Raw genomic sequence first — 19,220 nt, 5'->3', positions numbered from 1 at the left:
ATGTACTTATACCATTACGGCTTACGCGAACTGCCCTTTACGATAACGCCGAACACGCAGTTCTACTACGACTTGAAAAGCCACCACGAGGCTTTTGAGGTGGTTTTAACGGCGTTAAAAACAGGGGAAGGTTTTATTAAAATTACCGGAGAGGTTGGAACCGGTAAAACTCTTCTGTGCCGACGGTTATTAAATGACATCCCTGACTTTTTTAAAACCGCTTACATTCCAGACTCATACCTTGACCCGGCTGAACTGAGGCTGGCCATTGCTCAGGAACTGGACCTGGAAACCGGACAAATGACCAATCAGCAGCAGCTGGCGCGGGCATTGCAACAGCGCTTGCTGGATATTAATAAAAACGGCCAGGCCGTGGTCATACTCATTGATGAAGCACAAGCGTTGCCGGAAGAAAGTCTGGAAGCTTTGCGTTTATTATCCAACCTGGAAACTGAACGGCGTAAATTGGTGCATATTATTTTACTGGGTCAGCCGGAACTCGATGAGCGTTTATCACAAAAAGCTTTTAGGCAACTTCGTCAGCGAATCAGTTTTTCACATAAATTAACTGCCATGAACGCGGATGAAACGGCCGAATATATTGCGCACCGTATGGATGTGGCCGGTTATCAGGGCACCCCGATATTCGACTGGAAGTTAGTTCGGCGATTACACCGTTGCAGCCGTGGCGTACCCCGTCTGATTAACATGCTGTGTCATAAAATGCTGCTGCTGGCTTACGGAGAGGGACGTCATCAGTTGTCGACGCGGGATTTAAAGTTAGCGGTTAATGATACCGAAGATACAGAATTGACTCGCTCTGTATGTCTTCCCGTAACGGTGTCTGTGTGCGTATTTTTTCTGGCGGCAGCCGCGCTCAGTTATTGGCAAATGGGTGGTTCGCTATGAGCGTTATTAATAAAGTTTTAAAAGATTTAGACCGTCGGGGGCAGCAGCCCTTCTCGAAAAGGGCGGCGAGTAGCGCCGTTGAGCGCCGCAGTAGTCATCGTTTAGGGTTATGGTTGCTGGCGCTGATGCTATTGATTGTTCTGGCCTTAGTGGTTTTTTGGTGGCAGTCGCGTTCAGAAAACACAATGACGGTAACGGAGAGCGAGCCGGCTGAAATGCCAAAACTGCAAGAGCGGGTCGAGCCATTCATTGATACTGCAGTGATAGAAGTGCCAGCTGAGCGCACCCCTCGCTCTGAAAGTGATTCACGGCAATCTAGTGAGATAGTATCACAAGACTTGGCTTCGGTTGTGATTCCGGAAACGGAACCGGAAAAGGCCGAAAAAGCAGAGTCCATGCCAGAAGAGCCTGTTGTTAACGCTGAAGACACCGAAAACGAGACGCAAAAAGGCGGTGAATTTAGCAAGCAACCCGTGCAGCTCTCGCCAGCAGAAATTTCCGCACAACATATTGAGAAGGCACAAAAAGCTCAGCAACAGGGTCGTTTAACTGCGGCGGAAGACCATTGGCGTAAGGCGCTTGCTGTCACTCCTGAAAATAAAGAAGTCAGAAAAAAGCTGGCGGCTTTGCAGTTTGGCCGGAATAAGGTATCGCAGGCATTAACAACGCTAGAAGCCGGTTTTAAACTGAACCCAAATGACTTTGAGTTTCGTCTGCTAAGTGCGCGAATCCTGGAGAAAGAAGCGCGACCTGCTGCGGCACTAAGTTTGTTGAAGCAAGCGACGCCGGACGCAGGTGCCTATCCACAGTATGTTCAGAAACAAGCGTTATTAGCCCAGGCACAGGGCGACTACAAGGCAGCTGCTGACGCATATCAGCGCCTTGTCGAGTCTGAACCGGAACAAGGCCGCTGGTATTTAGGTAAAGCCGTTGCGCAACAGGAGTTCGCGCCAGAAGTCGCTGTTGCCTCATATCAGGAAGCGTTTAAACGGATAAAACATCAGCCGACCCTGGATTTTATTGAGCAGCAAATTACGTCTTTACAGGTAACTGAAGCAGGTGAGCAATGAAGCGTCCTCGTCTTAAAATGCGATTAGGCGATTTGCTTGTTCACGAGCAAATCATCAGTGAAGAGCAGCTGCAAAAGGCATTAGAGCAGCAGCGTATTAGTGGACGTAAGCTGGGCGCGACCTTAACCGATCTGGGCTATATTTCCGAACAACAGTTACTCGAATTCCTGGCGCAGCAACTTAAATTGCCGCTTATCAGCATTTCTGAACGAAAAATTCCGGCTGAAGCCTTTAAATTGCTGCCCGAAGTTCAGGCGCGTCGACATCGGGCATTGGTTATAGAAGCCAGTGAAGAGCAGGCGTTAGTTGGCATGAGTGACCCGGCCGACCTGTCCTCAATTGACGCCATTAATCAGTTACTTGCGCCGCGTCAGGTTGAACTTGCCGTGGTTCCTGAAAGCGAGTTGATGCAGGCTTTTGATAACCTTTATCGGCGCACCAAAGAAATTGAAACCTTTGCCAGCCAACTGCAGGACGAATACGAAGACACCAGCGAGTTTGAGCTGGGGCGGCTAAGCCTCGATGACGATACCGATGAAGCCACGGTGGCTAAATTACTGCAATCCATTTTTGAGGATGCGGTGCAAGTTCGAGCCTCAGACATTCACATTGAGCCGGACGACCGTAAATTACGGATTCGCCAACGTGTGGACGGTGTATTGCAGGAAAATGTGCTGGAAGAAACCAACATTGCCAATGCGCTGGTGTTACGTCTGAAGCTGATGGCCGGGCTGGATATTTCTGAACGACGCCTGCCGCAGGACGGCCGGTTTAATATTAAAATTCGCAAACACAGTATCGACGTGCGGGTGTCAACCATGCCGGTGCAATATGGCGAGTCCTGCGTGTTGCGTCTGCTGGACCAATCTGCCGGGCTGTTGTCGCTGGAACAAACCGGTATGCCTGCTTCTATTGTTAAGCGTATACGGGCTTTAATTAAACGTCCGCATGGCATGTTGCTGGTAACCGGGCCTACCGGTTCGGGTAAAACCACAACGCTTTATGGTGCACTTAGTGAGCTGAATACCGAAGGCAAAAAGGTGATTACGGTTGAAGACCCGGTTGAGTACCGCTTGCCGCGTATTTCGCAAGTGCAGGTGAACAGTAAAATTGGGTTGGATTTCTCGCGGGTTCTGCGCACTACTTTACGTCAGGATCCGGACATTATTATGGTCGGTGAGATGCGCGACCACGAAACGGTTGAAATTGGTTTGCGCGGCTCTATTACCGGTCATTTAGTTTTATCTACTCTGCATACCAACGATGCCATTACCAGTGCCATGCGCCTGATTGACATGGGCGCACCGCCGTATTTGGTCGCTGCTGCGTTGCGAGGCATATTAGCTCAGCGCCTGGTGCGCCGGGTATGCGATAAATGTGCAGAGAGTTACCAGCCGGATGAAGCCGAAAGTCAGTGGCTGGAGCATTTACGTGAGGGTAGCTCGGGCTATTCTTTTAAACGCGGAGTTGGTTGCCAGACATGCAACCATACCGGCTACCGTGGGCGCATAGGTGTGTTTGAACTGCTGGAAATGAATACGCCAATGATGGATGCCTTGCGTGATGGTAATACACGAGAGTTTGCAATAGCTGCGAAAGCGCATCCGGGTTATCAGTCTATGGCTACCGTAGCACTGGATTACGCTCGTGAAGGTATTACCAGCGTCGACGAAGTCTTATTTCTGGCTGAAAGTGTTGAGGACAGCATCTGATGCAGTTTCGGTATCGTGCACGGGACAAAGCAGGGCAACTGCAGCAAGGTTCACTGGATGCGAGTGATGAGCGCAATGCTGCCGATGTACTGATGCGTCGCGGCTTGGTACCGTTATCGATTAATTCTGTAAAAAGTCAGAGCTTTTCCTTCTTGAATAGTGGCTTTGGGGAAAGTTTAAAGTCTGCGTTTCAGCAAAAAGTGTCGCTGGACGAGCTGATTATATTTTGTCGTCAAATGTATTCACTGACCCAAGCCGGTATCCCTATGTTGCGGGCTATTGAAGGGCTGGCAGATACCACCCAGAACAAGCGCTTACGTAAAACCTTGCAGGATGTGCATGAGCAATTGGAGCGGGGGCGCAACCTGTCGTCAGCCATGTCACATCACCGGGGCGTTTTTCCACGGCTGGTTATTGCTATTGTGCATGTGGGTGAAAATACCGGGCAGCTGGAAGAGTCCTTTCAGCAGCTGTCGGTTTATTTAGAAAAAGAGCAAGACACCAGAAAGCGAATAAAAGCAGCCACCCGCTACCCAAGTTTTGTTCTTATCGCGCTCGTCATTGCCATGTTTGTATTGAACATTTTTGTGATCCCAACGTTCGCTTCTATGTTCAGTCGGTTTAATGTCGAACTGCCATGGGCAACCCGCGCCCTGTTGGGCTCGTCTGAATTTTTTGTCGGCTATTGGCATGTGTTGTTGATTGCAATGGTCGGTGTTTTTTTCGGCCTCAGGTATTACATAGCGACAGACAACGGAAGACTGAAATGGGACAGCCTGAAGTTAAAAGTACCCATTATTGGCTCCATTTTAATGCGTTCCATGTTAGGTCGTTTTGCCCGCAGTTTTTCGGTCATGATAGGTGCCGGCGTTCCGCTGACACAGGCTTTATCTTTAGTTGCTGAAGCGGTGGATAACGCCTGGATGGAAAAGCGCATTATTGAGATGCGCCGCGGCATTGAACGAGGCGAAAACCTGTCGCGGGTTGCCCGACAGTCAGGCCTGTTTACGCCATTAATTTTGCAAATGATATCGGTTGGTGAAGAAACCGGCCGGGTTGATGTTTTGCTGTTAGAGGTCGCTGAATATTACGAACGTGAAACCGACTACGATCTCAAAACCTTAACAGCGCGTATTGAGCCATTAATGATAGCCGTTGTAGCCGTTATGGTATTGATTCTCGCGCTGGGCATATTTACCCCAATGTGGGATATGATGAGTGCGTATCAGGGACGATAATGACCAGAACCGCAACGGATGAGCGCAAGGGTATTCAGCGGCTGCAGAATATTCTGGTGGTTTTGCTGTTGTTGGTATTGGCTGCAGTGGCGGCCAGAATGGTTCTGGTTGAAGAGCCGCAAAAATGGCGTCAGACCGAGTTAGATATTGCGGTTTCGCGTTTTATAGACTCGCTTTGGCTGGCCAGAACCGAGTGGATGCGACGTGGTAAGCCAAAAGAAATTGCTTTGTTGTACGAGAATAAAGCGCAGCAAACCACGGTAGTAATGAATGAACAAGGGTGGCCGTCGGTTGAGCCGGGATGTTTGCAGTTATGGCAGCATCTGGGCAGTAACGTGCCCGGCAGCGCTTTAGATACGGAATTAGAGAACGGGAATTGTCATTACAGAATTAACCAAAAACCTTGGTTTTCCTATAAAAGTGACCGGGGTCAGGTTGTTCGGAAATAACCCGGGAACCCGGTGTTAAGTGTTAAAGGAATGTAATAAAATGGATTCTATTGGAGTTTTAGTATGAGAGCTAAAATGAGTAAAAAACAGCAGGGTTTTACCATCATCGAGCTGATTATTGTCGTAGTCATTCTCGGCCTGTTGGCAGCCGCTGCCATTCCTCGCTTCACCGATGTATCATCGGATGCTGAAGACGCCGCCCTAGAAGGTGTTGCCGGTGGTTTTGCCAGTGCGGTTGGCATTGTTCGCGGCGAATGGGAACTGAGCGGTCGTCCGAAAGGGGCCAGTGGCACGGGAGCCGGGGCTGAGGTGTCTATGGACCAAATTCAGCTTTACGTAGACGGTAGCACGGGGTATCCGGTGAGTGGTGACAATGCAAATGCGCACGACGAAAACTTAGCGGCAACAGACTGCGTCAGTGTTATGCAATCTATTTTGCAGGGCGCACCAACGGTCACAACCAATTTTAATAACCTGAACGAAACACGCTATTTTACTTACGTGACACAAGATAGCGCAGCAGGTAACGATATGTGTGTTTACTATTTAGCGAACACCATAAAAAATGAAACAGAAGCTCCGTCGGGTGATGATTATCTGACAGTGGGCAATGCTTTCGTTTATAATCCACGCAACGGCGGCGTGAGTATTCACAGCAACAACCAGTAAGTTTTTTTACAACAATTGAGAGTTTTAATTATGCGCAATCAAAAAGGTTTTACCCTGATCGAACTGATCATCGTTATTGTAGTTTTGGGGATTTTAGCAGTAACGGCTGCGCCTCAGTTTATTAATTTTTCTAGTGATGCTCGTACCAGTTCTCTGAAAGGTATGGAAGGTTCTATTAAGGGCGCTATGCAGCTGACTTATTCTAAGGCTGCGGTCGAAGGAAAAGAATCGGCCGCCTCAGGTGAGACTATTTCAGTTAAAGGTAGCACTGTGGGCTTAGTCTACGGATACCCTGCGGCTTCAGAATCCGGAATTATTAATGCTGTTGATGGTGATTTTGCTGATTCAGCTTTAACAAACGATTGGGTTTATGAAGTTGGTACAGATACAGTCGTAGTCGCTCAATCTTCATCAATAGGTGGAGATACATATAGTGAGGGTGATGTTGAGGCTTCAGAGTGCTATTTAACTTATACAGCTGCATCTTCAGATGGAGAAGAGCCTCCTGTAATTTCATCAGCCTCTGTAACGGTTACAGATTCAGGTTGTTAAAACTGACGAAGCCCGTAGTTCTCTCTGCGGGCTTTCAAACCAAGGCCGCATATGAAGTCCAGAGGCTTCACACTCATTGAACTTATCATCATACTGGTGATCATCGGTATCCTCGCTGTATCCGCAGCTCCCGTTTTTTTTGATAGCTCCGGTACGCAAAGCCAGGTTTTACGACAACAGGCAATGAGTATTTTGCGCAGCATTCAGCAACAAGCGATGCAAAATACCGATAAACCGATTGAGTTGCAGGTAACCCAAACAACACTGGGTATGCCTCCTTATAATAACGAGAACAACCTGCAAATAAGTAATAGCGGCATAGAGTTTTCACCTGCGGATTTTACAATAGGTTTCGATGGCTTAGGCCGACCGACTCAAGACTGTGAAGGTGGTTGCGTTATTACGCTTAAAGAAAGTTCGGGTGCCGAACGAATAATAGGCATTAATAAAGAGGGCTTTATTGATGCGCGCTAATATCTCTAAAGGCTTTACTCTTATAGAAATTGTTATTGGTTTAGTTGTTATAGCCATTGTTACTCTGGTCGTCACTGTGGGAATGGGTTCATTATTCCGCCAGACGGAAGACCCCTGGCAACAGGTGCGTGCTGCTGAGTTAGGTCAAAGCTTGATGAACGACATTATGTCGCGAAAGTTTGATGGAAATAACACGTCTACTTTGCGTTGTAACTCTGATGATCCAGAGAAGCCCGATTGCACTAATCCACCGGAACCCGATGCAACAAACTCGTATTGCCACGAATCGGAGCATTATTTTCCAGATGCAAACCAAAAGGCTAATGGCGATCGCGAAGAGCGCAGTGAATTTGACGATGTCGACGACTTTAATTGCCTGGGAATAACCACATCGGGACTAACTCATATTTTTGGCAATGATATTGAACCGGATTTTTATCGAGGCTTTAGTGCTGAGGTTCGAGTTTACAGTGTTATTAATGATGAAATAAAGCAAATCGATCTTGTTATTGTCACCCCGCAGGATGAGCGTATTAAGTTTTCGGCGCAGCGGGGCAATTGGTAATGAAAGTAAAAGGTTTTACCTTAATTGAGCTTATTATTGTCATTGTCTTACTGGCTGTTATTTCAACTTTCACCTTTCGCTTCGTCGGTATTGGCGCCGAAATGTATGCAACAGGAGCCTCCCGTCTTCAACTATTAGAGCAAAGCCGTTTTGCGATCGAGCGTATAACTCGGGAACTCAGAAATTCTGTTCCTAATAGTGCGCGAGTTATGAATGGTAATCAGTGTCTGGAGTTTGTACCCGTCAAAGCTGCCGGTACCTATTACGATGCGCCTTTTTCTTCGTCTTCTTCGGCATCGCTGGACTTTGTATCGCTATCGACCGGATGGGATGAAGTTCTTGATGACGAGACGTTGCATGACCGTTTGTTTATTTATGCCACTCGGACTATGTATATTTACCAAAATGACAGCTCCTTGCCAATGCGTTGGGCGAAAGTTGATAACGATACACAAAGTGAAGGAGCCCTAACCTATTTGGAACTTGAATCTGACAGTTACTTTGCTGAAGAGTCCCCCTTTAGGAGAATGTACGTGGGGAGTCCCCCCGTAAGTTTTTGTGTGGAAGGAGCGCAGTTAATACGCTACAGCAATTACGGCTGGGAAACCCCTCCCGATGGGGATGACGGGGTTGTGATTAGCGAACACTTGATGAATTCTTTGAGTGGCGCAGTACCGTTTAGAGTTATCAACGCGGAGTTAATGCGAAACAACATTGTGCATATATTTTTAGAGTACCAATCGTCTCATGCGGAGCCACTGTTCTTTAACCAAAAGGTCCATATTCCCAATGCGCCTTAACAGCTCGAAGTATCACTTTGTAAAGAAACAGCAAGGCAGCACCTTAGTGGTCGCGATTTTTGTGATCGTAGTATTGGGCGCGCTGGTTGCTGGCCTGTCGAGCTTAGTAAAAACGACTTCGGAAAGTGTTGTGGTTGAAGTTTCAGGCGTGCGCAGCTTTATGGCTGCGCAGTCAGGTTTAGAACGTGGAATGGTTAAACTATATTCTCCGAGTCAAAATCCTGTAGAAATCTGCAGGAGTTCTGCTCTTGGTAGTGAAAGTGGCAGTGTTCTGGATTTAGATACTAACTGTAAGGCAACGGTGACTTGCCGAGAGCCATACGAATATAAGCTAGCGTCGAAAGAAGCAGAGGTTCATCTTAGGCTAGAGTCGCTTGGCTCTTGCACTGGCGGTGGAGAAGAAACCTCGCGAAAACTCGCAATTGAAACACGCGTAAGGGTGGAGAACTGATGAGCATATTGAAGCAGTTTCAGTTCATTGTAGTTGCCCTTGCGTCGTTTCAAGCTATGGCAGTTAATTATAATCTACCCGGCTGCACTAAGTCCGGTAATTGCGCTTTCTTATCTAAAGAGAAGCTGAGTGACAAAAATATGAATAACATCTCCAGAGTTAAGATCTTTAACTCTATTACAGCGAAGATTGGGATAAAGGTGAGGACACTTCAATGAGAGCAGTAATTGCCTTAATACTCATACTATTCAGTTCTTTTTCATTTTCAGAAAGATATGAGTTCCCCCCGGCGAGTGATTCAGAGGATGACAAAATTCCAGGCTGTGATTACCAGAAGGATAGTGAAACCTATCAATGCAACTCAGGGTTGATACTCGGTAATGATGATGTGATTGAACTAGGAAATAATGCACCTTCCCCAATTATTATAAATGTAAAAGGAGACGTTTCCTTCGGTGACCGAGTCAAGGTTAACGAAGGTGGCAACGCGCGAGATCTTCAATTGAGTATAGATGGCGACTTCACGGTTGGTGACGGTGCGTCTGTGGCGGTAACTATCCAGAAAGCCGATGAAGTTTCTATAGGCGACAGAACGAAAGATCTTGGAGGTATATCAGCAGATGAGGTCGAGCTCGGGAGTCAAGCGCAGGTCAATGGTGATATAAACGCCTCTTCAGACGTTAAAATTGAAAGTCAGGCTACGGTAAATGGTTCAGTGTGGACTGATGGTCAGTTCTTAATAGAAAGCCAGGCCACGGTGAACGGCTCAGTACGAGCTAATGGCCAAATCTCAATAGAAAATCAGGTCAAAATTACTGGCGACGTAACATCTCTGAAAAAAATAGAAAGTGATGATGATGTCGAGTTCGGCGGAAATATTAAATCAGACGACTCCGTTAAACTGGGAGATCGCTCTGAAGTGGCTGGGTATATTGTCGCATTAGACGAAGTTGACGTTGGTAAAGGGTCCAATATTCAAGGCGGAATAACGACACTGTCTTCCGACGGTGATATCGATATCGGTAACGGAGCAAAAGTAATAGGAAATATAAGTAGCTCCGCCGACTTCGATGCGGGCTCTGGTACCGTATTTGGAGGGAATATAACTAGCTCCGCCGACTTCAGTGCGGGTTCCGGAGCCGTATTTAAAGGCAACATAAATAGTTCCGGAGAGGTTGATTTAGGGGACAGAGCGCGAGTTGAGGGCTTCGTAAATGCCGATGATGATGTACAGCTGGGACAGCAGGGATATATTAAGGGGAATATTAAATCGGGTGGTGATGTTGACTTAGGCTTTCCGGCGACAGCCGGTAGCTCAGTGGATGCTGATGGTGATGTATCTCTGGCGCAACAAGGAAAGGTTGAAGGAGATATCAAATCCGGCGGAGAGGTTGACTTAGGTTTTTTATCTGGGGTTAAAGGCTCAGTCGATGCCGATGATGATGTGACGTTGGGCGAACAAGGGCATATTAATGGGAGTATTAACTCACGTGGGGATGTTGAGTTGAAGGTTCGTTCCATTGTTGAAGGTTATGTCAATGCTAAAAATGGTGATGATGAGGGTGACTTGGGAGAAGGTACTGTTCTCGGTTTGACATGTAATCTGAATAATAACTATGGACCATGTGATAACGTTCCTCCTATTTCATTAGTGCATCACTATCAGCTTTCATATAATAGCCCGGCTTTGACTTGTTCGGGGACGAATATTGACATAACGGCCTGTGCTAACGAAGATTGCACAGAGTTCTACACCAATAACTCTGCGGTAAAGTTGAATTCAGCGGCAGGGAAATGGACTCCTAACCCTGTAGAATTTTCTGTTTCGGGAAGTACTTTTCTGGAGCAGGTTAACGCTGGAATTTACTCTCTGAGCGTTGAAAATGCGAGTACAACACCGCAATCGCAAAACCCGACACGCTGTATCATTAATGGCAACTTGTCGGAGAGCTGCAATATTGAGTTTAGTGATACCGGATTCATTTTCACCCGTGGTGATAACTTTGAGGACACTGATATTCCGGCACAGAAGTCAGCCCAAGAACTGGGCCTGCGACTACAAGCAGTGGAAATGAACAAGCAGACACTGGCTTGCCAAGCTGTCACGAAGCCTTTGAGCTCGGTATCTATGAGTATGAATTGTGTTGACCCTGACCAATGTTTGATGGGGGCGTTGGTTAATGAAACAGAGGTGACAGAAAATAGCACCAGTAGCATCGCCGTGAGTTTTAATGAGGGACAGGCGCCTCTGGAAGTCAATTATAAGGATGCTGGGGCTATCAATTTAACAGCCCAGGCCACTTTACCAAATGGTAAAACGTTAAAGGGAACGTCGGAAGCTTTTGTCTGGCGGCCCGCCAAAATTGGTATAAAACCGATTCGGATAGTTAATGACGACTCTAAGAGTTACCTTGGTGGTGTTTTCGAGAAAGCTGGGGAAACTTTTAAAGTTGAATTACGTGCATTAAATAATGACGATGAAGTTACGCCAAACTTTGGTAAGGAAACGGTGCCTGAAAGGTTGAAACTTATGGCTCAGACTCTCGATAGAGAAGCGGTTAGAAGCCCAGAACTAAACAATGTGAACAATTTTTCGATAGTTGAGGGCAGTGTTTTTGCCAATAGCGAAATCAGCTACCCTGAGGTAGGCTCCCCTTCAGTGGTTGCGTATATTGAAAGTGAGGATTACTTACCTGGGTATCATTTGTCTCCCATTACGTTGGAAACTGAGAGTGAGATAGGTCGTTTCATTCCTTACGAGTTCAAATTAATGCGAAACGACGTGGTCGATGGTGTCTCTGAACTTAAATTATATGATGGTTTAGGTTTATTCAGCGAATGTTCAATGTCCGAAAACAAGTTTTTCTATCTGAATCAAGAGCAACGATTAAATAATGATTTAAGGATAATAGCTGTTAATAAAAGCGGCAATATCACTGAAAACTACAATGCCGATCTCGCTAAAGGTAAAGTTAAGTTTTATCCGTTTAATAAAGAGGAAGACGATCTCATAGAGCTTAACTACCTGAGAATGGACGCATATGAATTGGAGCCAAAAGATAACGAAGGTGAACGAGTAGATATAGACTGGGAGAGAGGTGTTGGTTCGTTGTCGAGCCCTGACGGCGCATGGCCTTACGTGAAATACAAACGAGGGACCCCCGGAATAGAGGAAGGTCCTTATAAAAACTACACTTTGGGTATACAAATTGACGACCAGGAGGGTGGTGAATTTTACTCGAAAATAGAAACTTCCGATTTAACTGTGTCTGAGCTCAATCAAAATCAATTCAATGTTCCTGCTGTATTTAAAACGCTCGATAAGGCTAGATTACTTTACGGCCGTTTTCTTCTTGATAATATTTTCGGCGCTGAAGTCGATGACTTGCCTTTAACCGGGCGCGTTGAATACTGGAACGGCGGCGGGTTCGTCACCAATACCGATGCTAATTGCTTTAATGTTGCGGCGGCAAACGTGAATGTCATTTCAGCAGTGACGCCGGAGCTTGCGGACTCACCTACAGAAGTCAGTCTGGTTGAAGGCATATTGCCAGATCCTACTCTGCCTCTGTCCGAATTATTGCGTTTTTCGGCTTATGGTTCGCGCACTGAGTTTACTTTCGAACTCGGAGTTCCTCCTTATTTACAGTATGAGTGGGACGACGACGAAGATGAAGAAGAGTATACAGATAATCCCACAGCCGAAGGCACATTTGGTATTTATAGAGGAAGAGACCGTCAAATTTACTGGCAGGAAATGGGTTGGTAGAACGAATTATAACGATTAATCGACAATTCGATGACAATGCCTCTTGCTCTTTTGTTAACAAGCAAATAGCATAAAGCAGAGTTTAAACGAAAAATGCGGACGTTGACGAACGTTCATAATTATTACAATAACGATAGTGCGACTACAGCTTTGGCTTTTACGCCGCTTTGTTATTTTTTCAAGCTTGGAATGGAAACATGATGCGATTGGCTCGACTGGCCCTGGTAATGGCCTCTACATTGACATTCGCCTCGACGGCTCTTGCTCAGCAGGAGATGACTGTCGAAGAAATTGCTAACCAAATTTCGACTCTAGAGAGCGATTTTGAAAACTTTTCTGGCACCGTAAACACGCTTCAGCAAGAAGAACGGGAGCTGCGGGAAAAGTTACAAAACTTGCGTGAGCGCAATAGCGAACTGGAAACGAAACGCGAATCAGCACTGGCGGAAATGAATGACCGCTACCAACGTTTGGTGGAAGACCCAACAATTGACATTGCTGGCGCTCAAGAGGCGTACAAGCAAGCTGTTATGGCTCACCAGCAGAATAAAGCAGACATTAAGCAGCAAGTAAGTCTGGTGAGTGAGAAAGCGCGTGAAGTAGAAGAAGCGCGTGTGAGCAAACATAGCCTTATTAATGAAATTGAGACACTGAAAGAGCAACGTAATTTAGCTCGTGTCGATCGCTTAGAAAATGAATTTAACCGTACTGGCGAACTTGAAGTGAGTCAGTCAATTAGCTGTGACCGCCAGGAGACACTGGGACAGTGTGAAAATCGCGGCAAACTAATGGCTAAGCAAAAAGCATCGAAGCAGTATCTTGATACTATTCTGGATGGTTTAAGTGAGGCCTCACTCGCTCGTGAAAACATTGAAAAAGCCAGCCCGAATGTACAAATTCTGGGCTCTAAAACAATTAGTAACGGTTTTAGTGGCGCGGGTAACTATGGGGTTAAATTGGCGGTTGAACTGCGTGGACAGTTACCTCAAAGCCAGGCTTGTACGTTATTGAACGTTGACATGCGCTATTGTGCGTCGGAGCAACGGCCGGGGGAGCTGCAAGCGGGTGATGAGGAAACGGTTGATAGCTCCGTCATGCACCCGTTAACCATACGCTCTAACGTGTATGACGATGAAGTTGTTATCGATGGTGTTAGCTATGGTTCTACCCCGCTGGAGGTTATGCTCCCGGGTGGTGAACATCAGATTGAAATTCTTAAGTATGGTTACTCTGCCTATGCGGAGAAAATCTTACTAAAAGACGCTACCGCTATTCGGGCTGAATTAGAGAAGTCGGATTACTCTTTTACTCGCGGCGAAAAAATTCAGGATATTCTGTATCGCGATGTTCGTGGCCCTGAATTGGTTGTCGTTCCTGCGGGTAAATTTAAAATGGGTGACCTGGTCGGCAATGGTTTACCGAATGAACGTCCGGCCGAAACACGTGAAATTCCAACTGCATTGGGTATTTCTGATACTGAAATTACGGTTGAGCAGTTTGGCAACTTTGTAGAAGATACCGCTTATGTCACAGAGGCAGAAAAAAACGGTACTTGCGCAAGCCTAAGTAATGGTCGCCCTCAGTTTAATGAAAAGCTGAGCTGGAAAAATCCTGGATTCAAACAGTCTGAAAGCTCTCCGGTGGTTTGCGTCAGTTATAACGACGCACAGGCTTATGCTGAATGGTTAACTCAAAAAAGTGGTTTTAAATACAGCATTCCCACTGAAGCGGAATGGGAATACGCTGCACGCGCCGGGTCGGAAACCGATTTCTGGTGGGGAAATGATGTTGGTTATGGCAAAGCAAACTGCCGTAACTGTGGAACAGATTGGTCAAATACACGTCCAGCTCCGGTAGCTAGTTTTCATCGTAACCCTTGGGGATTATACGATACTGTCGGTAACGTCTGGGAGTGGGCTGAAACCGATGAGGGTGTTGTAGTTAAGGGCGGAGCCTGGAACTTTACACCAAGTTTGGCAAGAGTTTCGACAAAAATGGAACTTCCGTCAGATTTTAACTCCAACTACATTGGATTCCGTGTTGTAAGAGCACAGTGAGTACTTACTGTGCTCTTTGCTGTCACTCTGTTAGCTTATAAGTAGGGATATACCGCTTCATGTTTAAAAAAATTCGCGGCCTTTTTTCAAACGACCTTTCTATTGACCTGGGAACAGCGAATACGCTTATCTACGTCAAAGATGAGGGCATCGTTCTGAACGAGCCGTCTGTTGTTGCCATTCGTCAGGAACGCTCAGGTGGGCCAAAATCTATCGCCGCCGTTGGTGCAGCAGCAAAACAAATGCTGGGTCGTACACCTGGAAACATTCGCGCCATTCGTCCTATGAAAGACGGCGTTATCGCAGACTTCTATGTGTGCGAGAAAATGCTCCAGTTTTTCATTAAACAAGTGCACGACAGCAATTATTTCCGGCCTAGTCCTCGTGTCTTGGTTTGTGTTCCATGCGGTTCAACACAAGTAGAACGTCGTGCGATTCGCGAATCCGCGTTGGGCGCTGGCGCACGCGAGGTTTACTTAATTGATGAACCAATGGCCGCAGCTATCGGTGCGGGTTTACCGGTGTCTGAAGCTACGGGTTCTATGGTTGTCGATATTGGTGGGGGTACAACCGAAGTTGCCATTATTTCATTGAACGGTGTGGTTTATTCGTCATCGGTTCGTATTGGTGGCGATAAATTTGACGAAGCCATTATTAACTATGTTCGCCGTAACTTTGGCGCACTTATTGGTGATGCAACTGCAGAGCGCATTAAGCACGAAATTGGGTCTGCCTTCCCGGGTGAAGAACTGAAAGAAATTGAAGTGCGTGGTCGTAACCTTGCGGAGGGTGTTCCGCGTTCATTTACTCTTAACAGTAATGAAATTCTGGAAGCTTTGCAGGAACCTTTAATGGGTATTGTCAGTGCTGTTATGGTTGCGCTGGAGCAATCTCCACCAGAGCTGGCGTCGGACATCTCCGAGCGCGGCATGGTATTAACTGGTGGTGGTGCGTTATTGAAAGACATCGACCGTTTGCTCCTGGAAGAAACGGGCATTCCGGTTATTATTGCTGATGATCCGTTAACTTGTGTTGCACGAGGCGGCGGTAAAGCTCTGGAAATGATTGATTTACATGGTGGTGATTTATTCAGTTATGAGTAATTCATGAAAGCGCTGTTTGTCCGCGGTCCATCCTTATTTTCCAGGCTAGTGCTCGCACTAGCCTGTTCGTTTCTGCTGATCTTTATTGACCACCGTCTTCAGGCAATGAAACCGGTTCGGTTATTTCTGAACTCCCTGGTGGCTCCGGTTCAGTATTTGGCTATTTTGCCAGAACAGCTGCTGGATGGTGTCTCCGAATCATTAAAAACTACGTCGCAGTTAAGCGATGAGAATAAGCGGTTAAAGCGGGCTATTCTGGAATTACAGGGTGAGCAACAGCAGCTTCGCTTTCTTCAGAACGAAAATAAACGGCTACGTGAACTTCTTGGCTCAGACGCCCGCGATTCAGTCCGGCGTATGGTTGCCGAGGTTATCGCTGTTGCTTCAGAGCCCTTTTCACAGCAGTTGGTTATTAATAAAGGTACGCTTAGCGGAGTCTACGAAGGCCAACCCGTACTAGATAGCCATGGTATTATTGGACAAGTGCAGGACGTAGGCGGTAATACCGCTCGTGTGCTGCTGCTGTCTGATCAAAGTCATGCTATATCCTTGCGCTCTGAGCGCAATGATATTCGTGTACTGGCTCAGGGAACCGGCGATATCGGGCGACTGGAGTTGATGTTTATTCCTCATAGCACCGAGCTAAAAGAAGGGGATCTCCTAATGTCTTCGGGCTTAGGCGGCATATTCCCTGAGGGCTATCCGGTGGCAACAATTCGACAAATTGACAGAGATGAGTCTCTCCCTTTTGCTAAAGTGACAGCGGATCCGGTCAGCGCGCTTGACCGCGTGCGTAATGTTTTATTGTTGTGGCCAAGCGACGGCAAGCAGCAGCCCATTTTTGATGAGGACGAGGATTGATAATGATAAAACCCGGCTTCATCACTTTGTTGATAACCTACACCATTGCTCTGACTCTGATGGTTATGCCAATGCCGGCTGCATTCGATACCTTTCGGCCTGACTGGCCAACTTTGGTTATGTTGTACTGGATAATTGCCTTGCCGCACAGGGTAAATATGGGAACCGCTTTAGTGCTCGGCGTGCTGAGCGATATATTGCTGGGGTCTATTGTCGGTGTTCATGCTTTAGGTATGGTCGTTGTCACTTATTTTGCAGCACGTCATTTTCAGCGTATTCGTAATTTTGCGCTAATACAGCAAGCACTGGTTATTGCCGTGCTGATTTTTATTAAGCGCTTTGTTGTGTTTGAAGCCAATGTTTTTCTACACGACGCTGAGTTTACTTTCTCTTACTTCTGGCCAGTGCTCACCTCCGCTGTTTTCTGGTTGTGGGTGTTTCCCTTACTGCGAAAAGTTCGTCGTCAATTCGGAGTGGTTTAATGCGCCTGCTGCTAGCTTCTTCTTCTCCCCGTCGGCGAGAGTTGCTGACACTATTGCACCGGCCCTTCGATTGTGAAGTTCCCGAAATTGAGGAGCTAAGAGGGGCTAGTGAGAATGCCGTTGATTATGTGGTCCGTCTGGCTGAAGAAAAAGCTCAGGCTGTGGCACAACGACAGCAAACTCCCTGTCTGGTGATAGGCTCTGATACCCTGATAAGCTTTCAGGGGCAGGTGATGGAAAAACCAGAGAGTTATGAACATTTCAGTCAAATGATGAAACAACTTTCTGGTCAGACACATCAAGTTCTGACATCAGTGAGTGTTTGTCGCTGGAATGGTCACAGCGTGGTTGCCAGCGAAACAGCGCTAGTTACAACTCAGGTGGAGTTCGCTGCGCTGAGCCAGGAAGAAATAGATGCCTACTGGGAAACCGGTGAACCTCATGATAAAGCGGCTGGCTATGGTATTCAGGGCTATGGCGGAAAATTTGTAAAACGTATTGAAGGTAGCTACTTTGCTGTTGTTGGCTTACCTTTATATGAAACTGAACAGTTATTGCGGATGTTTGAAATGACAGGTGAAGTCGATGAGCGTTGAAGTCCTAATGAATGTGACCCCCACAGAGACTCGTGTAGTGCTTGTTGAAAATGGCATCCTGCAGGAAGTCCATATTGAACGTCAGGCAAAGCGTGGCTTAGTTGGTAACATCTACATGGGGAAGGTATCACGGGTGTTGCCGGGAATGCAGGCGGCGTTTATTGATATTGGCCTCGACAAAGCGGCCTTTTTACATGCCTCGGACATTGTCGTTCAGGTGGACGGTGATGATTTACCCCGACCTGACGAAAAGCCGCAACAAAGCATCACTGAACTAGTGCATCAGGGGCAACATATTATGGTGCAGGTGGTTAAAGACCCTTTGGGAACCAAAGGAGCGCGTTTAACCACCGACATCACCCTACCGTCACGGTACCTGGTCTTTATGCCTAAGAGTGACCATGTAGGCGTCTCTCAGCGCATTGAAGAAGGCGAGGAGCGGGAACGTTTGCGGCAGTTGGCAGAAGAGGTCAGTAAAAGCGACGGAAAATTCATTGTTCGTACAGCGGCAGAAGGTGCCTCAGATCAGTCGCTGCGGGGCGATGCTGACTTTCTGTTCCGGTTGTGGGAGAAAATAAAGGCGCGGAAAAAGTCTCAACGCAAAGTGGGCATGCTGTACGAAGATCTGAATCTTTCCTGTCGTGTATTGCGTGACTTTGTCGGCGAAGAAATAGAACGCATTCGGGTTGATTCTAAAGTCACCTTTGACACGCTCAAAGTATTTACTCAGGACTTTATTCCCGAACTAACCAAAGTTCTTGAGTATTACACCGGTGACCGGCCTATTTTTGACTTATTTGATGTCGAAAATGAAATGCAGCGCGCGCTCGACCGTCGGGTTGACTTGAAATCCGGTGGCTCACTGATTATTGACCAAACCGAAGCGATGACCACGGTCGATATCAACACAGGTGCGTTTGTTGGTCACCGCAATTTAGAAGAAACCATATTTAATACCAATATCGAAGCCACGCAGTCGATAGCCCGTCAATTGCGGTTACGGAACCTTGGCGGCATTATCATTATCGATTTTATTGATATGCAGGACGAGGAGCATAAGCGGCGGGTATTGCACAGCCTTGAACAGGCGTTAGGCAAAGACCGTGCAAAAACAACCATTAATGGTTTTACCTCGCTTGGGTTAGTGGAAATGACCCGGAAACGCACCAGAGAAAGCCTGGAGCATGTTTTGTGCTCGGAGTGTCCGGTTTGTCTGGGGCGCGGCAGCATGAAGACGGTTGAAACCGTCTGCTATGAAATTATGCGTGAAATTGTCCGGGTTCATAAAGCTTATGAAGCCGATAAGTTCGTTGTTTATGCCTCTGCACAGGTAAGTGAAGCCTTACTTAACGAAGAATCTCATGCGCTGGCTGAACTTGAGCTGTTTGTTTCGCGTCAAATAAAAATACAAACCGAACCTCTGTATAATCAGGAGCAATTCGACGTAGTAATGATGTAAGGCG

General features: G+C 46.8%; 18 protein-coding genes. All 18 read left to right on the top strand.

Features of this window, described 5'->3' with window-relative positions; all coding sequences use genetic code 11:
- The 18 genes from RJ32_RS02265 to rng all read left to right on the top strand — a co-directional run bounded on the left by RJ32_RS02265 (position 1) and on the right by rng (position 19,216).
- Complete coding sequence (locus tag RJ32_RS02265) at positions 1-909, top strand: ExeA family protein (protein WP_034818705.1); 909 nt, start codon at positions 1-3, stop codon at positions 907-909.
- A complete protein-coding gene (locus tag RJ32_RS02260; RefSeq protein ID WP_034818702.1) occupies positions 906-1,979 on the top strand; it encodes a tetratricopeptide repeat protein in 1,074 nt (357 codons plus the stop codon). Before RJ32_RS02265 ends, RJ32_RS02260 begins: the two co-directional genes overlap by 4 nt.
- On the top strand, positions 1,976-3,691 hold the full coding sequence (locus tag RJ32_RS02255) for a GspE/PulE family protein (RefSeq protein WP_034818700.1): 1,716 nt from the start codon (positions 1,976-1,978) through the stop codon (positions 3,689-3,691). The genes RJ32_RS02260 and RJ32_RS02255 overlap by 4 nt, the downstream gene beginning before the upstream one ends.
- Positions 3,691-4,929 (top strand): type II secretion system F family protein, encoded by a 1,239-nt coding sequence (locus RJ32_RS02250; protein ID WP_034818698.1) that lies wholly within the window; start codon positions 3,691-3,693, stop codon positions 4,927-4,929. Before RJ32_RS02255 ends, RJ32_RS02250 begins: the two co-directional genes overlap by 1 nt.
- Complete coding sequence (locus RJ32_RS02245) at positions 4,929-5,378, top strand: hypothetical protein (RefSeq protein ID WP_034818696.1); 450 nt, start codon at positions 4,929-4,931, stop codon at positions 5,376-5,378. Before RJ32_RS02250 ends, RJ32_RS02245 begins: the two co-directional genes overlap by 1 nt.
- A gap of 75 nt (positions 5,379-5,453) precedes the next feature.
- Positions 5,454-6,047, top strand: coding sequence for a prepilin-type N-terminal cleavage/methylation domain-containing protein (locus RJ32_RS02240; protein WP_227016354.1), 594 nt, complete (start codon positions 5,454-5,456; stop codon positions 6,045-6,047).
- Between the two features lie 30 nt (positions 6,048-6,077).
- The gene (locus RJ32_RS02235) at positions 6,078-6,599 is read left to right on the top strand and encodes a type II secretion system protein (RefSeq protein WP_034818692.1); all 522 of its coding nucleotides are present in this window, start codon (positions 6,078-6,080) and stop codon (positions 6,597-6,599) included.
- 51 nt (positions 6,600-6,650) lie between these two features.
- Positions 6,651-7,073 carry a prepilin-type N-terminal cleavage/methylation domain-containing protein gene (locus RJ32_RS15435; protein ID WP_034818690.1) on the top strand — a complete coding sequence of 141 codons (423 nt, stop codon included), beginning with the start codon at positions 6,651-6,653 and terminating at the stop codon, positions 7,071-7,073.
- A complete protein-coding gene (locus tag RJ32_RS02225; RefSeq protein ID WP_034818688.1) occupies positions 7,063-7,638 on the top strand; it encodes a prepilin-type N-terminal cleavage/methylation domain-containing protein in 576 nt (191 codons plus the stop codon). Before RJ32_RS15435 ends, RJ32_RS02225 begins: the two co-directional genes overlap by 11 nt.
- Positions 7,638-8,438: a PilW family protein gene (locus tag RJ32_RS02220; RefSeq protein WP_034818686.1), complete on the top strand. Its 801-nt coding sequence runs from the start codon at positions 7,638-7,640 to the stop codon at positions 8,436-8,438. The genes RJ32_RS02225 and RJ32_RS02220 overlap by 1 nt, the downstream gene beginning before the upstream one ends.
- Positions 8,428-8,889 carry a hypothetical protein gene (locus tag RJ32_RS02215; protein WP_034818684.1) on the top strand — a complete coding sequence of 154 codons (462 nt, stop codon included), beginning with the start codon at positions 8,428-8,430 and terminating at the stop codon, positions 8,887-8,889. The genes RJ32_RS02220 and RJ32_RS02215 overlap by 11 nt, the downstream gene beginning before the upstream one ends.
- A gap of 214 nt (positions 8,890-9,103) precedes the next feature.
- Positions 9,104-12,658: a DUF6701 domain-containing protein gene (locus RJ32_RS02205; protein WP_051018714.1), complete on the top strand. Its 3,555-nt coding sequence runs from the start codon at positions 9,104-9,106 to the stop codon at positions 12,656-12,658.
- 197 nt (positions 12,659-12,855) lie between these two features.
- Complete coding sequence (locus tag RJ32_RS02200; RefSeq protein ID WP_034818680.1) at positions 12,856-14,715, top strand: formylglycine-generating enzyme family protein; 1,860 nt, start codon at positions 12,856-12,858, stop codon at positions 14,713-14,715.
- Positions 14,716-14,774: 59 nt separating this feature from the next.
- Positions 14,775-15,818, top strand: a complete 1,044-nt coding sequence (locus RJ32_RS02195; protein ID WP_034818678.1) for a rod shape-determining protein — start codon at positions 14,775-14,777, stop codon at positions 15,816-15,818.
- A 3-nt stretch (positions 15,819-15,821) separates the two neighbouring features.
- Positions 15,822-16,679 carry a rod shape-determining protein MreC gene (mreC, locus tag RJ32_RS02190; RefSeq protein ID WP_034818676.1) on the top strand — a complete coding sequence of 286 codons (858 nt, stop codon included), beginning with the start codon at positions 15,822-15,824 and terminating at the stop codon, positions 16,677-16,679.
- 2 nt (positions 16,680-16,681) lie between these two features.
- Positions 16,682-17,161: a rod shape-determining protein MreD gene (mreD, locus tag RJ32_RS02185; RefSeq protein ID WP_034818674.1), complete on the top strand. Its 480-nt coding sequence runs from the start codon at positions 16,682-16,684 to the stop codon at positions 17,159-17,161.
- Positions 17,161-17,757, top strand: a complete 597-nt coding sequence (locus RJ32_RS02180; protein WP_034818673.1) for a nucleoside triphosphate pyrophosphatase — start codon at positions 17,161-17,163, stop codon at positions 17,755-17,757. The genes mreD and RJ32_RS02180 overlap by 1 nt, the downstream gene beginning before the upstream one ends.
- Entirely contained in the window at positions 17,747-19,216 is a 1,470-nt protein-coding gene (gene rng, locus RJ32_RS02175) for a ribonuclease G (protein ID WP_011233646.1), read from the top strand. The genes RJ32_RS02180 and rng overlap by 11 nt, the downstream gene beginning before the upstream one ends.
- Positions 19,217-19,220 lie beyond the last annotated feature (4 nt).

Origin of the sequence: Idiomarina sp. 28-8 (genome assembly GCF_000320945.2) — a bacterium.
GTDB classification, from domain to species: Bacteria; Pseudomonadota; Gammaproteobacteria; order Enterobacterales; family Alteromonadaceae; genus Idiomarina; species Idiomarina loihiensis.
This window is presented reverse-complemented; position numbering and strand designations above follow the sequence as displayed.

What these genes read in the sequence shown, in the direction of transcription:
- RJ32_RS02265 (WP_034818705.1), top strand. Translation starts at nt 1, where the DNA reads ATGTACTTATACCATTACGGCTTACGCGAACTGCCCTTTACGATAACG.
- RJ32_RS02260 (WP_034818702.1), top strand. Translation starts at nt 906, where the DNA reads ATGAGCGTTATTAATAAAGTTTTAAAAGATTTAGACCGTCGGGGGCAG.
- RJ32_RS02255 (WP_034818700.1), top strand. Translation starts at nt 1,976, where the DNA reads ATGAAGCGTCCTCGTCTTAAAATGCGATTAGGCGATTTGCTTGTTCAC.
- RJ32_RS02250 (WP_034818698.1), top strand. Translation starts at nt 3,691, where the DNA reads ATGCAGTTTCGGTATCGTGCACGGGACAAAGCAGGGCAACTGCAGCAA.
- RJ32_RS02245 (WP_034818696.1), top strand. Translation starts at nt 4,929, where the DNA reads ATGACCAGAACCGCAACGGATGAGCGCAAGGGTATTCAGCGGCTGCAG.
- RJ32_RS02240 (WP_227016354.1), top strand. Translation starts at nt 5,454, where the DNA reads ATGAGTAAAAAACAGCAGGGTTTTACCATCATCGAGCTGATTATTGTC.
- RJ32_RS02235 (WP_034818692.1), top strand. Translation starts at nt 6,078, where the DNA reads ATGCGCAATCAAAAAGGTTTTACCCTGATCGAACTGATCATCGTTATT.
- RJ32_RS15435 (WP_034818690.1), top strand. Translation starts at nt 6,651, where the DNA reads ATGAAGTCCAGAGGCTTCACACTCATTGAACTTATCATCATACTGGTG.
- RJ32_RS02225 (WP_034818688.1), top strand. Translation starts at nt 7,063, where the DNA reads ATGCGCGCTAATATCTCTAAAGGCTTTACTCTTATAGAAATTGTTATT.
- RJ32_RS02220 (WP_034818686.1), top strand. Translation starts at nt 7,638, where the DNA reads ATGAAAGTAAAAGGTTTTACCTTAATTGAGCTTATTATTGTCATTGTC.
- RJ32_RS02215 (WP_034818684.1), top strand. Translation starts at nt 8,428, where the DNA reads ATGCGCCTTAACAGCTCGAAGTATCACTTTGTAAAGAAACAGCAAGGC.
- RJ32_RS02205 (WP_051018714.1), top strand. Translation starts at nt 9,104, where the DNA reads ATGAGAGCAGTAATTGCCTTAATACTCATACTATTCAGTTCTTTTTCA.
- RJ32_RS02200 (WP_034818680.1), top strand. Translation starts at nt 12,856, where the DNA reads ATGATGCGATTGGCTCGACTGGCCCTGGTAATGGCCTCTACATTGACA.
- RJ32_RS02195 (WP_034818678.1), top strand. Translation starts at nt 14,775, where the DNA reads ATGTTTAAAAAAATTCGCGGCCTTTTTTCAAACGACCTTTCTATTGAC.
- mreC (WP_034818676.1), top strand. Translation starts at nt 15,822, where the DNA reads ATGAAAGCGCTGTTTGTCCGCGGTCCATCCTTATTTTCCAGGCTAGTG.
- mreD (WP_034818674.1), top strand. Translation starts at nt 16,682, where the DNA reads ATGATAAAACCCGGCTTCATCACTTTGTTGATAACCTACACCATTGCT.
- RJ32_RS02180 (WP_034818673.1), top strand. Translation starts at nt 17,161, where the DNA reads ATGCGCCTGCTGCTAGCTTCTTCTTCTCCCCGTCGGCGAGAGTTGCTG.
- rng (WP_011233646.1), top strand. Translation starts at nt 17,747, where the DNA reads ATGAGCGTTGAAGTCCTAATGAATGTGACCCCCACAGAGACTCGTGTA.